Raw genomic sequence first — 14,575 nt, forward strand, 5'->3', positions numbered from 1 at the left:
CCAAGTCGTCGAGCCGCCCGGCGCCCGGCCGGGCCGCACCGGGCCGCGTCAGGCGGCGAGCACCTCGCCCGCCTTCTTCTTCGCGCCGATTTCGCCGAGCGCGCGCTTGTATTCGTGCGGGAACACTTTCACGAATTGGCGGCGCGCAGCGTCCCAGCTCTCCAGCATCGATTTCGCGCGCGGCGAACCGGTGAACTGGAAGTGACGCTCGACCAACCCCTTGAGCAACGCTTCGTCCGCCACGCCCGCATGCCAGAGCGCGGGATCGACGGTTCGCTCCTGCTCGGCCTGCGGCAGCACCGGATCGAGCGCGACCATCGCCTTGTTGCATTTGGTCGCGAACGTGCCGTCCGGGTCGTACACATACGCGACGCCGCCCGACATGCCGGCCGCGAAATTGCGCCCCGTCTCGCCGAGCACGACGACCGTGCCGCCCGTCATGTATTCGCAACCGTGGTCGCCCGTGCCCTCGACCACCGCCGTCGCGCCCGAGTTGCGCACGCAGAAGCGCTCGCCCGCGACGCCGCGGAAGAACGCCTCGCCTTCGAGCGCGCCGTACATCACCGTATTGCCGCAGATGATGTTTTCCTCGGACTTGCCGCGAAAATCATTGGTCGGGCGGATGATGATCCGGCCGCCCGACAACCCCTTGCCGACGTAGTCGTTGCCGTCGCCGACGAGATCGAGCGTCACGCCCCGAGCGAGGAATGCGCCGAAGCTCTGGCCGGCCGTGCCCTTCAACTGGATATGCACCGCGTCGTCGGCCAGGCCGTCGTGGCCGTGCCGCTTCGCGATCACGCCCGAGAGCATCGCGCCGACCGTGCGGTTCACGTTGCGCACCGGCTGGATGAACGACACGTGCTCGCCCTTCTCGATCGCGGCCTTCGCCTTTTCGATCAGCGTGTGATCGAGCGCGCGCTCGAGGCCGTGATCCTGCGTGTCGACGTGGCGGCGCGCCACGCCTTCACAGCCTTCGGGCTGATGGAACACGCGCGAGAAGTCGAGCCCCTTCGCCTTCCAGTGCTCGATGCCCTTGCGCATGTCGAGCAGATCCGCTCGGCCGATCAGATCGTCGAACTTCGCGATGCCGAGTTGCGCCATCAGCTCGCGCGCTTCCTCGGCGACGAAGAAGAAATAATTGACGACGTGCTCGGGCTGGCCCGAGAATTTCGCGCGCAGCACCGGGTCTTGCGTTGCGACGCCGACCGGGCACGTGTTCAGGTGGCACTTGCGCATCATGATGCAGCCCTCGACGACGAGCGGCGCCGTCGCAAAGCCGAACTCGTCCGCGCCGAGCAGCGCGCCGATCACGATATCGCGGCCGGTCTTCATCTGGCCGTCGGCCTGCACGCGGATGCGCCCGCGCAGCCGGTTCAGCACGAGCGTCTGCTGCGTCTCGGCAAGGCCGAGTTCCCACGGCGTGCCCGCGTGCTTGACCGACGACAGCGGCGATGCGCCCGTGCCGCCGTCATGGCCGGCGATCACCACGTGATCGGCCTTCGCCTTCGCGACGCCCGCCGCGACCGTGCCCACGCCCACCTCCGATACGAGCTTCACCGAGATGCTCGCCGCCGGGTTGACGTTCTTCAGGTCGTGGATCAGTTGCGCGAGATCCTCGATCGAATAGATGTCGTGGTGCGGCGGCGGCGAGATGAGGCCCACGCCCGGCACCGAGTAACGCAGCTTGCCGATGTACTCGGACACCTTGTGGCCCGGCAATTGGCCGCCCTCGCCCGGCTTCGCGCCCTGCGCCATCTTGATCTGGATCTGGTCCGCCGACGCGAGATACTCGGCCGTCACGCCGAAGCGGCCCGACGCGACCTGCTTGATCTTCGAGCGCAGCGAATCGCCTTCCTTGAGCGCGATGTCGCGCACGATCTCGTCGCCGATCACCGATTTCAGCGTGTCGCCGGCCTTGATCGGGATGCCGCGCAACTCGTTGCGGTAACGGTTTTCGTCCTCGCCGCCCTCGCCGGTGTTCGACTTGCCGCCGATCCGGTTCATCGCGATCGCGAGCGTCGTGTGCGCCTCGGTGCTGATCGAGCCGAGCGACATCGCGCCCGTCGCGAAACGCTTGACGATCTCCTTGGCCGGCTCGACCTCGTCGATCGGAATCGCCTTCGCCGGATCGACCTTGAATTCGAACAGGCCGCGCAGCGTCATGTGGCGCTTGGTCTGATCGTTGATCAGATTCGCGTATTCCTTATACGTCTGATACGAATTGCTGCGCGTCGAATGCTGGAGCTTGGCGATCGTGTCGGGCGTCCACATGTGGTCTTCGCCGCGCACGCGGAACGCATATTCGCCGCCCGCATCGAGCATGTCGGCCAGCAGCGGATTGTCGCCGAACGCGTCGCGATGCAGGCGGATCGCTTCTTCGGCCACTTCGAACAGGCCAATGCCGCCGACCTTCGACGCCGTGCCCTTGAAGTACTTCTCGACCAGATCGCTCGAAAGGCCGAGCGCCTCGAAAATCTGCGCGCCGGTGTACGACATGTACGTGGAGATGCCCATCTTCGACATCACCTTCTGCAGCCCCTTGCCGATCGCCTTCGTGAAGTTGTAGATCGCCTTGTCCGGCGACAGGTCGCCCGGCAGCCCGTCGGCCATCTGCGCGAGCGTCTCCATCGCGAGATACGGATGCACGGCTTCCGCGCCGTAGCCCGCGAGCAGCGCGAAATGGTGCGTCTCGCGCGCGGAGCCCGTCTCGACCACCAGCCCGGTGCTCGTGCGCAGCCCCTGCCGGACGAGATGCGTGTGGATCGCCGAGGTCGCGAGCAGCGCGGGAATCGCGACGTGCTCGGCGTCCAGCTTGCGATCGGACACGATCAGAATGTTGTAGCCCGACTTCACCGCGTCGACGGCCTCTGCGCACAGCGACGCGAGCCGCGCCTCGATCCCTTCCTTGCCCCACGCGACCGGATAGCAGATGTTCAGCTCATAGGCGCTGAACTTGCCGCCCGTGTAACGCTCGATCGAGCGGATCTTCGCGATGTCCTTGAAGTCGAGCACCGGCTGCGACACTTCGAGGCGCATCGGCGGATTGATGTTGTTCGTGTCGAGCAGATTCGGCTTGGGCCCGATGAACGACACGAGCGACATCACCATGTTCTCGCGGATCGGATCGATCGGCGGGTTCGTCACCTGCGCGAACAGTTGCTTGAAGTAGTGATAGAGCGTCTTGTTCTTGTTCGACATCACCGCGAGCGGCGAATCGTTGCCCATCGAGCCGACCGCCTCCTCGCCCTGCTGCGCCATCGGCGCCATCAGGAACTTGACGTCCTCCTGCGTGTAGCCGAACGCCTGCTGGCGATCGAGCAGCGCCGCCGCCGCGCCGCGCTCGGCCGCGACGTCGTCGTCCTGCGGCTCGATCTCGTCGAGCTTGATGCGCACCGCATCGATCCAGCTCTTGTACGGCTTGGCGTTCGCGAGGTTGTCCTTCAGTTCCTTGTCGTCGATGATCCGGCCGTGCTCCATGTCGATCAGGAACATCTTGCCCGGCTGCAGACGCCACTTCTTGACGATCTTCGATTCGGGAATCGGCAGCACGCCCGCTTCCGACGCCATGATCACGAAATCGTCGTCGGTAATGATGTAGCGCGCCGGGCGCAACCCGTTGCGATCGAGCGTCGCGCCGATCTGACGGCCGTCGGTGAACGCGATCGCGGCCGGGCCGTCCCACGGCTCCATCATCGCCGCGTGGTATTCGTAAAACGCGCGGCGGTTGTCGTCCATCAGCGTGTGCTGCTCCCACGCCTCCGGAATCATCATCATCACCGCATGCGCGAGCGGATAGCCCGCCATCACGAGCAGCTCGAGGCAGTTGTCGAACGACGCGGTATCCGACTGGCCCGGATAGATCAGCGGCCAGAGCTTGGGCAGATCGTCGCCGAGCACGTGGCTCGCGATCGCGCCGGTGCGTGCGTTCAGCCAATTCACGTTGCCCTTGACCGTGTTGATCTCGCCGTTGTGCGCGATCAGCCGGTACGGGTGAGCAAGTTCCCACGCGGGGAACGTATTCGTCGAGAAACGCTGGTGCACGAGCGCGAGCGCCGACACGACGCGCTCGTCCTGCAAATCGCGGTAGTAGACGCCGACCTGGTCGGCGAGCAGCAGTCCCTTATAGACGATCGTGCGCGCCGACATCGACGGCACGAAGTATTCCTTGCCGTGCTTGAGCTTGAGCGCCTGGATGCGGTGGCTCGCGGTCTTGCGGATCACGTAGAGCTTGCGCTCGAGCGCGTCCGTGACCATCACGTCCTTGCCGCGGCCGATGAAGATCTGGCGAATCACGGGTTCGGTCGCTTTCACCGCGGGCGAGATCGGCATCGAATGATCGACCGGCACGTCGCGCCAGCCGAGCACCACCTGGCCTTCGGCCTTCACCGTGCGCTCAAGCTCCTGCTCGCACGCGAGCCGCGACGCGTTCTCCTTCGGCAAAAAGATCATCCCGACACCGTATTCGCCGGTGGGCGGCAGCGTCACGCCCTGCCGCGCCATCTCCGCGCGATAGAACGCATCCGGAATCTGGATCAGGATGCCCGCGCCGTCGCCCATCAGCGGATCGGCGCCGACCGCGCCGCGGTGATCGAGATTCTCGAGAATCTTGAGCCCCTGCTCGATGATCTCGTGACTCTTCTTGCCCTTGATATGCGCGACAAAGCCGACGCCGCACGCGTCGTGCTCGTTTTGCGGATCGTAGAGACCTTGCGCGGCGGCACGCGCGCTCGTCGGCTCTTGATGGTCGTTCATGGGGACACCGTTCGAAAGGGGCCTCGCGGCCGTTTAACCATTTTGCTTGATCGCCCGTCGTCCCCCTTCGTGTGGATCGCGACGTGGCCGGCCGGGGCAGGAGCGGGTGTGTCCGGGACCACCGGAATTCGGAATATACGCGACGAATCAATGGAATAGCAAATAAATTCCGATTATTTGACCCCAATTATCAAGTTGGTGCGCGATCATTCGTTTTTATTGGGGATGCATCAAAATGGGGCAAAAATTTGAGCGGCATCCTTGCCTGCCGCTCATTGACCGCCCGCCGGCTACGGTTACTGGACAGGCGGCGTATTCTCCCGCACCTTTCGAGGCCGCCCGCGCGGCAGCGGCGACACGCGTCGGTTCGCGGTGCGCGCCGCCCATTCGCGGTAAGTCTCGCCGCCGAGCACCCAGCCCTTGAGGGTCGCCTGCTGGAGTTGATCGGCCTGGCGCTCGTCGAGCGGCTGCTCGCACAGCTCCTTGTACGCGCGCTGACGCTCGAACGGCGTGTTGCCGAGCGCCCAGTAGAGCGGATGGTCGGTGATCAGGCTGTCGACGGTCAGTCCGATGTGATGCCGATAGCTGGACCAGCGGTACGCGTCGGCGCTCGTCACGAGCTGCGCGCGTACCGGGCTCAGCTCGACGACGCGGCTCGCCAGCAGAAAATAGCGCTCGCCCTCGATCACCGTTGCGCGATAGCGCCCTTCCCAGAGGGTGCCGCGCCGCGAATAGCGCCGATTGAAATGTGCGACGTAGCGCCGGCCGACCGCCTGCATCGCCTTCGGCAGGCTGGACTCGTCGCTGGGTGTCACGAGCAGTTGGACCTGGCGCGGCAACAGCACATACGCATGCACCGCCAGGTGATGATCGCGCGCCGCCGCCTTCAGACAGTCGATAAATAGTTCGTAATCCTGGTCGTCGACGAACGCCGGTTGCTGATCGAGGCCGCGCAATATCACGTGCTGCGGCTGATCGGGAACGTAAAGTCGTGCTAGCCGTGCCATGCTGAATGTCCGTTTGATCGCGTTAGGAAATACCCGAAGGCTCACATTGGTGCATCCGCGTAAACGCCCGCCGCGGCGCGGGAATGCGCACGATCGTGCGAATTTTAGGGAGAAACTTCTAACTTACAACTCTGTTCTGTTTGAAACGTCGTAGTCATAATGAGGTCGCCTTTTAATCGGAGGGGACTACAGATGAAACAAAAAATGGCCATTACGGGAGCGATTGCGCTGGTTTTCGCAGCCGCAGCAACCGCCGCGCATGCGCAATCGGCCGGCAGCTTTTACGTCACAACAGGCTGGATCCATCTTGCCCCTCAAGACAGCAGCGATCCACTCAAGGTCATGAGCGTCGGCGGCACGCCTGTCAACCTTACTGAACCCAACACCGGCGCCGGCGTCGACAACGCAGATACACTCGGTCTCGCCACCGGCTACTTCTGGACCGATCACATCGTCACTGAATTTGTCGCCGGGATTCCGCCAAGGTTCAATTTGAGCGGCAAAGGCCAGTTCGAACAGTTCGGTGTGCTCGGCCATGTATACCAATGGAGCCCTGCGCTCCTTCTCAAGTATTACTTCAACGACGCGAACGCGAAGTTCCGTCCGTATGTCGGCGTCGGCGCCACATACGTATGGTTCACCGGCGGGAAGATCACCAACAGCGCGTTCGAGCGGGGGGTGCTCGGCGGCCCGACCAGCGTGACGACCACCAACCAGTGGGCGCCCGTCCTCAACGTCGGCTTCACCTATAACTTCACCAAGCATTGGTTCGGCGGACTGTCGCTGTCGTACATCCCGGTTAGCGTGAAGGCGACGCTGACGACCCAACGCCCGACGCCGATCGGCACGCTCACGCAAACGTCGCAGGCAAAGATCAATCTGAATCCGATCGTCACCTATCTGCAGCTCGGCTACCGCTTCTAAGCGTAGTCGAATATTTGGGGAATGGTTAATTCCGCTGCAATTTGTAGCGGAATTTTTCCACCGTGATCGGGAGCTATCTTCTCTTGCTCCGGTAGTTCGCTCCCGGAGCGTTTTTGTTCGTCCGCGCGGGCAATCGCCTATTTCATCCGTCAGCCGCCGAATCTGGTCAGACCGGCAAGACCGGGACGGATCAGCTCGATTCGGTCCGTGCAGATGAGATCCACGTCCCATTCAGCCAGCTCGCGCGCCCGCTCAAGGTCATTGACCGTATACGCGAGCAGGCGCAGCCCCGCCGCTTTCACGTCGCGCACGATCTCCCGCGTCAATTGCAAGTGATGCGCGTGTAATGACACGCAAGCCAATCGGCGCGTCTCGTCACGCCAATCGGCAGGAATCGCGTCGTACAACATGCCGCGCGGCAGATCGGGAGCCGTGGCGCGCGCCGCATCGAGCGCATCGGCCGAAAACGACGACAGCAGCGGCGGCACCGTCGCACCGCGCCAGTACGCAGCCGCTTCGCGCGCGACAACGCGCCCCGTCTCGACGTCGCGCCCCGCGCAAGGCTTGATCTCGATGTTCACGGCCAGTCTCAGCTCGATGCAGCGGGCGGCCGCCTCGGCAAGCGTCGGCATTCGCTCGCCCGTGAAACGGGCATCGAACCACGCTCCCGCATCGAGCGCGGCCAGCGCGGCGTAGCGCAGATCCGCCGCCCGCCCCGTGCCGTTCGACGTGCGCTCGACCGTGTCATCGTGCAACAGGAATGCCACGCCGTCGGCGCACAGCTTCGCATCGAATTCGACCATCGTGTGGCCGTAGCGCGCGCCCGTGTCGAGCGCGGCCAACGTATTCTCCGGCGCGAGCGCGCCGCCGCCGCGATGCGCGAGCACGCGCGGATAAGGCCACGATTGCAGGACGGTCATCGGACATACCCCGTTGGAAGCGCTCAGCCGGCCCGCTTGCCGGTTGCCGGATCGAAGAAATGCAGATGCTGCGCGGGCAATGCGACGGGCAGCGTCTCGCCGCGCGCCACGCGCGCCGTATGCGGCAAGCGTACCGCAACATCGTGCGGGCCCCAGCGGCCGTGCGCCAAATTGTCCGCGCCGAGCAACTCGCACGAATCGACGCTCAGTGTGGCGTGCGCGACGCCTTCCGACACCGCCATATGCTCCGGCCGCACGCCGAGAATCCATTCACGCCCTGGCGCGATCGCCACACCGGCGCCTGCCGTGCCCGTGCCCGTGCCGGCTGCCGCCCGGCCGCTGCCGGTCGCGCCGAGCGCGTCGGCCACAATCGGCAGGCTCGGGCCGCCGCCCGCGACGTCGAATTTCGTGCCGTCCTCCGACAGCCGCCCGTTCAACAGATTCATCGCCGGCGAGCCGATGAAACTCGCGACGAATGTGGTCGCCGGCTTGTCGTAGACGTCGATGGGTGAGCCGATTTGCTCCGCATGGCCTCGATTCATCACGATCACGCGCTGCGCGAGCGTCATCGCCTCGATCTGGTCGTGCGTCACATAGACGCTCGTCGTCGCGAGCCGCGCGTGCAGCCGCTGGATTTCGAGGCGCATCTGCACGCGCAGCTTCGCGTCGAGATTCGACAGCGGCTCGTCGAACAGAAACACCGCCGGCTCGCGGACGATCGCCCGCCCCATCGCGACGCGCTGCCGCTGCCCGCCCGACAACTCGCGCGGGCGCCTCGCCAGCAGCGGCTCGAGTTCGAGAATCCGCGCGGCGGCCAACACGCGCGCGTCGATCTGCGCACGCGCGACGCCGCGGATCTTCAGCCCGTAGCCCATGTTTTGCGCAACCGTCATGTGCGGATACAGCGCGTAATTCTGAAACACCATCGCGATATCGCGATCCTTCGGCTCGAGCGCGTTCACCACGCGGCCCCCGATCGCGATTTCGCCGTCCGACACCGTCTCCAGACCCGCGATCATCCGCAGCAGCGTCGATTTCCCGCAGCCGGACGGCCCGACGAGCACGACGAATTCGCCGTCGCCGATCTCCACGTCGATGCCGTGCAGCACGTATTGCGCGCCGTCGTAAGTTTTCCTGACGCCCTTCAAGCTCAGCGCGGCCATGCGTTCACACCCTCCAGGTTGCGTGTCACTTTTCCGAATCGACGAGCCCGCGCACGAACCAGCGCTGCATCGCGAGCACGACGGCGAGCGGCGGCAGCATCGCCACGAGCGTCGCGGCCATCACGAGATGCCATTCGGTCGCGGCGTCGCCGCTCGCGATCATCGATTTGATGCCGACGACGGCCGTTGCGAGCGACGCGTCGGTCGTGATCAGGATCGGCCATAGATACTGGTTCCAGCCGTAGATGAACGTGATCACGAAAAGCGCCGCGATGCTCGTTCTCGACAACGGCAGCACGACGTCCCAGAAAAACCGCAGCGGCCCCGCGCCGTCGATCCGGGCGGCATCGACAAGCTCGTCGGGCAGCGTCAGAAAGAACTGGCGGAACAGGAACGTCGCGGTTGCCGACGCGATCAGCGGCAGCGCGAGCCCCGCGTAGCTGTTCGTCAAATGCAGCGTCGAGACGACCTGCACGGTCGGAAAGATGCGCACCTCGACGGGCAGCATCAGCGTGACGAAGATCAGCCAGAACGCCGCATTGCGCAACGGGAAGCGGAAATAGACGATCGCGTAAGCGGACAGGATCGACACCGCGATCTTGCCCGCCGCGATCGCGAGCGCCATCACCACGCTGTTGGCGAGCGCGACGCCGAACGGCGTCGTCATCGCGCCGCTGCCGTGGCGCCAAACGGCCGCGACGTTCTCGAAGAGATGCGTGCTCGGCACCAGCGACAGCGGCACAGTGAACACCTCGCGCGCGCTCATCGTCGCGGCGCAAAAGCCGACGTACACGGGAAACACGATCACCACGACGCCCGCGAGCAGCACCGCATGGCAGAACAGGTCGAAGCCCTTGCGATTCTCGATCATGCGTATTGCACCCTGCGCTCGACGAAACGGAACTGGATCACCGTCAGCACGACGACGATCGCCATCAGCACGACCGACTGCGCGCCGGAGCTGCCGATATCGAGCCCCTGAAACCCTTCCGCGTAGATCTTGTAGATCAGCGTCTTCGTGCTTTGCGCGGGACCGCCCGCGGTGGCGGCGTCGATCACCGGGAACGTATCGAAGAACGCGTAGACGAGATTGACGACGAGCAGAAAGAAGCTCGTCGGCGACAACAGCGGCAGCGCGATATCGAAGAAACGCCGTACCGGGCCCGCGCCGTCGATCGCCGCCGCCTCGATCAGCGAACGCGGCATCGCCTGCAGGCCCGCATAGAAAAACAGAAAGTTGTAGCTCAACTGCTTCCACACCGACGCGATCACGACGAGCAGCATCGCCTGTTCGCCGTTCAACGCATGATTCCAGACGATGCCGGCTCGCGCGAGCGCGTAGGTGAGCACGCCGATGCTCGGATTGAACAGGAACGCCCACAATACGGCGGCGATCGTCGGCGCGACGGCATACGGCCAGATCAGCAGCGTGCGATACGCGCGCGCGCCGCGCACCACCCGGTCGGCGCACGCGGCGAGCACAAGCGCCACGGCGAGTCCGGTCACGGTCACGCACGCGCTGAACACGAGCGTCGTCTTAAACGATTCAACATAGAGCGGATCGGCAAAGAGGCGCGTGAAATTGCCCAAGCCGACGAATTCGCTCGACGTGCCGAACGCATCCTGCATTTGCGTCGATTGCCAGAGCGCAACGCCTGCCGGCCAGACGAAAAAGACCGCGGTGATCGCGAGCTGCGGCGCGACCAGCAGATACGGCAGCACACTCGCGCCGAAATGGGAACGGGAAGTCATCGGATCGATATCGAACGCGCAGGGGAGGAAAGCGGCCGCGTGCCGGCGGTGCTGCCGTCGCTGCCGCTGGGCGGACACCGCGCGGCAGTGGCCATGAACGCGGGCGTAGTCATCGCGGTTTCAACGGGGGCGGGCTTAGCGGCCGTCATCATCGCAGCAGCCACAGCGGCGGCGAAGCGCACCGCGCACGCGCGCCGGCGACAGCACGTTTCGCGCGCGGCGCACCACGGCGGCCGATCACTCAGCTACCCGATTTCTCGAAGCGGCGCAGCAGTTCGTCGCCGCGCGCCACGGCCGAATCGAGCGCGGCTTTCGGCGTCTTTTTCTGTGCCCACACCTGCTCAAGCTCTTCGTCGACGATCGTGCGGATCTGCGGCATGTTGCCAAGCCGCAATCCCTTCGTATACGGCAGCGGCGGCTTGTTCATCATCTGCCTGATCGCGGTGTCCGAGCCCGGATGCTTCGCGTAGAAGCCCTGCTCGCGCGTGAGATCGTATGCGGCCGTCGTCACCGGCAGATAGCCCGTGTCCTGGTGCCACTTCGCCGCGACGGCCGGCGAGCGCAGGTATGACAGGAATTTCGCAACGCCCTTGTACGTGTTCGCATCCTTGCCCGCCAGCACCCACAGGCTCGCGCCGCCGATGATCGCATTCTGCGGCGCGCCCTTCACGTTCGCGTCATACGGCATCATTCCAGTGCCGAAATCGAACTTCGCGTATTTGCGGATCGTCGCGAGCGCGCCCGACGACGTGGTCATGATCGCGCAGTCGCCGCTGTAGAACTTCGCGCTTGCCTCGTCCTTGCGGCCAACGTACGTGAACGTGCCTTCCTTCGCCATGTCCTGCAGGAACTGGATGTGCGCGACCTGTTGCGGCTGGTTGAACGAAAGCGCGGCGTCCGCGCCGTCGAAGCCGTTATTGCGCGTCGCGAACGGCAGCCCGTGCCATGCGCTGTAATTTTCGAGCTGGATCCAGCCCTGCCAGCCCGTCGTATAGCCGCACACGTAGCCCGCTTTCTTCAGCTTTTGCGCGTCGGCTCTCACGTCGGCCCAGGTTTTCGGCGGCTGGTTCGGATCGAGTCCCGCTTTCTTGAACGCATCCTTGTTGTAATACAACACGGGGGTCGAACTGTTGAAAGGCATCGAGACGAGATGCCCCGTCTTCGCGTCGCTGTAATAGCTCGCGATCGTCGGCACGAAAGCCTGTTCGTCGAGCGGCACGCCCGCATGCGCGAACACGTCGGAGACCGGCAGCACGGCCTTTTTCGCCTGCATCATCGTCGCGGTGCCGACTTCGTACACTTGGAGAATCGCCGGCGCGTCGCCACTGCGGTACGCGGCGATGCCCGCCGCGAGCGCCTGATCGTAGGCCCCCTTGTAGACCGGCACGATCTTGTAATCGCCTTGCGACGCGTTGAACTGCGCCGCGATCTCGTTCACGCGCTCGCCGAGCGCCGCCTCCATCGCGTGCCAGAACTGAATCTCGGTTGCCGCGCACGCGGCGTGCTGCGCGCCGAACCATAGCGCGGCGGCGCACGCGAGCGAACGAACCAGCCTCTTGTTCTTGTATTTCATCGACTTCTCTCCTTGACTCCCCCACGAGGGCAAAATCGCGCCGCCCAGCCCGGCGTGCGTTGCACCGGCGCCGGACGCGGCGAATCCGGCAGTCTAGTTTTCGTCTATGACAAACAGGCGTTGATGCTCTTTGACCGCGAAGCGATCGGTCATGCCGGCGATGTAGTGCGCGACGAGACGCGGCTGCCGCGCAGTGTCGGGCGTCTGATAATCGGGCGGCAACAGGCGCGGATCGCCGATGAACGCGTTGAAAAGCGCGGTAATGATCCGCTGCGCCTTGCTCGCCATGCGCATCACGCGATAGTGGCGGTACAGGTTCTTGAACAGGAAGCGCTTGAGCGCCGCGGCCTGCGCAGCGATGCGCTCGCTATGCGCGACGATGGGCGGCGCCGCGCGCACGTCGTCAAGCGAGGTGGGCGCATGGCGCGCGAGATTGCGCATCGTCTCGTCGATCAGATCGACGATCAGCGTATTGATGATCCGGCGCACCGTCTCGTGAACGAGGCGCCGGCCTTCGAGATGCGGATACTCGGCAAGCGCCGCCGCGTAATGGCTCTGCCATAGCTCGAGTTCGGCGAGCTGCGCGATCGTGATGAGGCCGGAGCGCAGACCGTCGTCGACGTCGTGATTGTTGTATGCGATCTCGTCCGCGATGTTCGCGAGTTGCGCCTCGAGCGACGGCTGACGGCCTTGCAGGAACCGCTCGCCAAGTTCGCCGAGCTTGCGCGCGTTGTCGCGCGAACAATGCTTCAAAATGCCTTCGCGCGTCTCGAAGCATAAATTGAGTCCGTTGAACGCGCCGTAGTGCTCTTCGAGTTCGTCGACGACGGCAAGGCTCTGCAAATTGTGCTCGAAGCCGCCGTAGTCGCGCATGCACGCGTTGAGCGCGTCCTGCCCCGCATGGCCGAACGGCGTATGGCCGAGATCGTGCGCGAGCGAGATCGCTTCGACAAGATCCTCGTTCAGGCGCAGGTTGCGCGCGACCGAACGGGCAATCTGCGCGACTTCGAGGCTATGCGTGAGCCGCGTGCGGAACAGGTCGCCTTCGTGGTTCACAAACACTTGCGTCTTGTATTCGAGACGCCTGAACGCGGTGGAATGGACGATGCGGTCGCGATCGCGCTGGAATTCGGTGCGCGCGGCAGGCGGAGGCTCGGGATGGCGCCGGCCGCGCGACTGCGACGCGTGCGCCGCATAGGGCGCAAGATGCGCTTCGAGCGCGGCGGTCGTCGGCGCGGCGACGGGCACGCAGCCGGCCTCGCCTATGCGTGCGTGCCGCGCATCGTGGGAATCGCCGCGCGCTTGGCCCGGAATGCTGCCGGATGTTTCGCTCACCGTATCGTGTCCTCCACGTCAATGGCGCCGGCTCGGCCCGCGCCGCGTTACCGGATGCTGGCCGCAAGCGCCGCGGCAACGGCATCGTCCGGCGCCGCGGTGACGATCGCTTCGCCCAGGCGCTTGAGCAAGACGAACTTGATCGCGCCCGCTTCCGCCTTCTTGTCGACGCGCATCAGCTCGACATAGCGGTCGTCGCCGAGATCGGGGGCCCGCGTCGGCAGATGCGCGGCCTCGACGAGCCTCGCAAGCCGCGCCCGCGACGCGTCATCGAGATGGCCTGCGCGCACCGACAGATCGGCCGCCATCACCATCCCGCAGCCAACCGCCTCGCCGTGCAGCCATTCGCCATAGCCGAGGCCCGCCTCGATCGCATGCCCGAACGTATGGCCGAAATTGAGGATCGCGCGCAGGCCGCCCTCGCGCTCGTCCGCCGCGACCACGCTCGCCTTGATCTCGCACGAGCGTTTGACCGCGTGTGCGAGCGCCTGCGGATCGCGCCGGTTCAGCGCGGCGATGTTCGCCTCGATCCAGTCGAAAAATGCCGCGTCGGCGATCGCGCCCGTCTTGATGACCTCGGCAATGCCCGCCGCAAGCTCGCGAGCGGGCAGGCTGCCGAGCGCGCCGATGTCGGAGATGACCGCTTGCGGCTGATAAAACGCGCCGATCATGTTCTTGCCGAGCGGATGATTGATGCCCGTCTTGCCGCCGACCGATGAATCGACCTGCGCCAGCAGCGTCGTCGGCACCTGGATGAAAGGCACGCCGCGCATATAGCACGCGGCGGCAAAGCCCGTCATGTCGCCGATCACGCCACCGCCCAAGGCGATCAGCGTCGTCTTGCGATCCGCCCGCTCGCTGAGCAAGCCGTCGAAGATCAAATTCAGCGTTTCCCAGTTCTTGTACGCTTCGCCATCGGGCAATGCGACACTCGACACGCGCTTGCCGAGCGGCGCGAGCGCCGCGCGCAACGTATCGCCATATAGCGGATCGACGGTCGTGTTCGTGACGATCGTGACGGACGAACCCGCGAGGTGCGGTGCATAAAGCTCGGTGCGGCCGATGAGGCCGGTGCCGATATGAATCGGATAGGCGCGCTCGCCCAGATCGACGTTGACGGTAATCATATGAAGTCTGCTGACAAATGAA

At 64.8% G+C, this 14,575-nt stretch carries 10 protein-coding genes; 1 reads left to right on the forward strand and 9 read right to left on the reverse strand.

Going from position 1 to position 14,575, the window contains the following annotated elements; genetic code table 11:
• Positions 1-48 precede the first annotated feature (48 nt).
• Both BSIN_RS03460 and BSIN_RS03465 read right to left on the reverse strand, forming a co-directional pair.
• The gene (locus BSIN_RS03460; protein ID WP_059512408.1) at positions 49-4,752 is read right to left on the reverse strand and encodes a glutamate synthase-related protein; all 4,704 of its coding nucleotides are present in this window, start codon (positions 4,750-4,752) and stop codon (positions 49-51) included.
• A gap of 296 nt (positions 4,753-5,048) precedes the next feature.
• Positions 5,049-5,759, reverse strand: a complete 711-nt coding sequence (locus BSIN_RS03465) for a transposase (RefSeq protein WP_059512409.1) — start codon at positions 5,757-5,759, stop codon at positions 5,049-5,051.
• Positions 5,760-5,951: 192 nt separating this feature from the next.
• Here BSIN_RS03465 and BSIN_RS03470 point away from each other — a divergent pair, with 192 nt between their 5' ends.
• Positions 5,952-6,683 (forward strand): OmpW/AlkL family protein, encoded by a 732-nt coding sequence (locus tag BSIN_RS03470; RefSeq protein ID WP_059512410.1) that lies wholly within the window; start codon positions 5,952-5,954, stop codon positions 6,681-6,683.
• 149 nt (positions 6,684-6,832) lie between these two features.
• On the opposite strand, the gene ugpQ is transcribed toward BSIN_RS03470, so the two are convergent.
• The 7 genes from ugpQ to aroB all read right to left on the reverse strand — a co-directional run bounded on the left by ugpQ (position 6,833) and on the right by aroB (position 14,553).
• Positions 6,833-7,603: a glycerophosphodiester phosphodiesterase gene (ugpQ, locus tag BSIN_RS03475; protein WP_059512411.1), complete on the reverse strand. Its 771-nt coding sequence runs from the start codon at positions 7,601-7,603 to the stop codon at positions 6,833-6,835.
• A gap of 23 nt (positions 7,604-7,626) precedes the next feature.
• Positions 7,627-8,766 (reverse strand): sn-glycerol-3-phosphate import ATP-binding protein UgpC, encoded by a 1,140-nt coding sequence (locus tag BSIN_RS03480; RefSeq protein ID WP_089339520.1) that lies wholly within the window; start codon positions 8,764-8,766, stop codon positions 7,627-7,629.
• 25 nt (positions 8,767-8,791) lie between these two features.
• Positions 8,792-9,637 (reverse strand): sn-glycerol-3-phosphate ABC transporter permease UgpE, encoded by an 846-nt coding sequence (ugpE, locus tag BSIN_RS03485; RefSeq protein WP_089339521.1) that lies wholly within the window; start codon positions 9,635-9,637, stop codon positions 8,792-8,794.
• A complete protein-coding gene (ugpA, locus tag BSIN_RS03490; RefSeq protein WP_059512414.1) occupies positions 9,634-10,518 on the reverse strand; it encodes a sn-glycerol-3-phosphate ABC transporter permease UgpA in 885 nt (294 codons plus the stop codon). Before ugpA ends, ugpE begins: the two co-directional genes overlap by 4 nt.
• Positions 10,519-10,759: 241 nt before the next feature.
• Positions 10,760-12,091, reverse strand: a complete 1,332-nt coding sequence (gene ugpB / locus BSIN_RS03495) for a sn-glycerol-3-phosphate ABC transporter substrate-binding protein UgpB (protein ID WP_089339522.1) — start codon at positions 12,089-12,091, stop codon at positions 10,760-10,762.
• A gap of 93 nt (positions 12,092-12,184) precedes the next feature.
• Positions 12,185-13,405 (reverse strand): deoxyguanosinetriphosphate triphosphohydrolase, encoded by a 1,221-nt coding sequence (locus BSIN_RS03500; protein ID WP_369828123.1) that lies wholly within the window; start codon positions 13,403-13,405, stop codon positions 12,185-12,187.
• A 68-nt stretch (positions 13,406-13,473) separates the two neighbouring features.
• The gene (aroB, locus tag BSIN_RS03505; RefSeq protein ID WP_089339523.1) at positions 13,474-14,553 is read right to left on the reverse strand and encodes a 3-dehydroquinate synthase; all 1,080 of its coding nucleotides are present in this window, start codon (positions 14,551-14,553) and stop codon (positions 13,474-13,476) included.
• Positions 14,554-14,575 lie beyond the last annotated feature (22 nt).

The sequence above is a fragment of the Burkholderia singularis genome (genome assembly GCF_900176645.1).
Taxonomy (GTDB): domain Bacteria; phylum Pseudomonadota; class Gammaproteobacteria; order Burkholderiales; family Burkholderiaceae; genus Burkholderia; species Burkholderia singularis.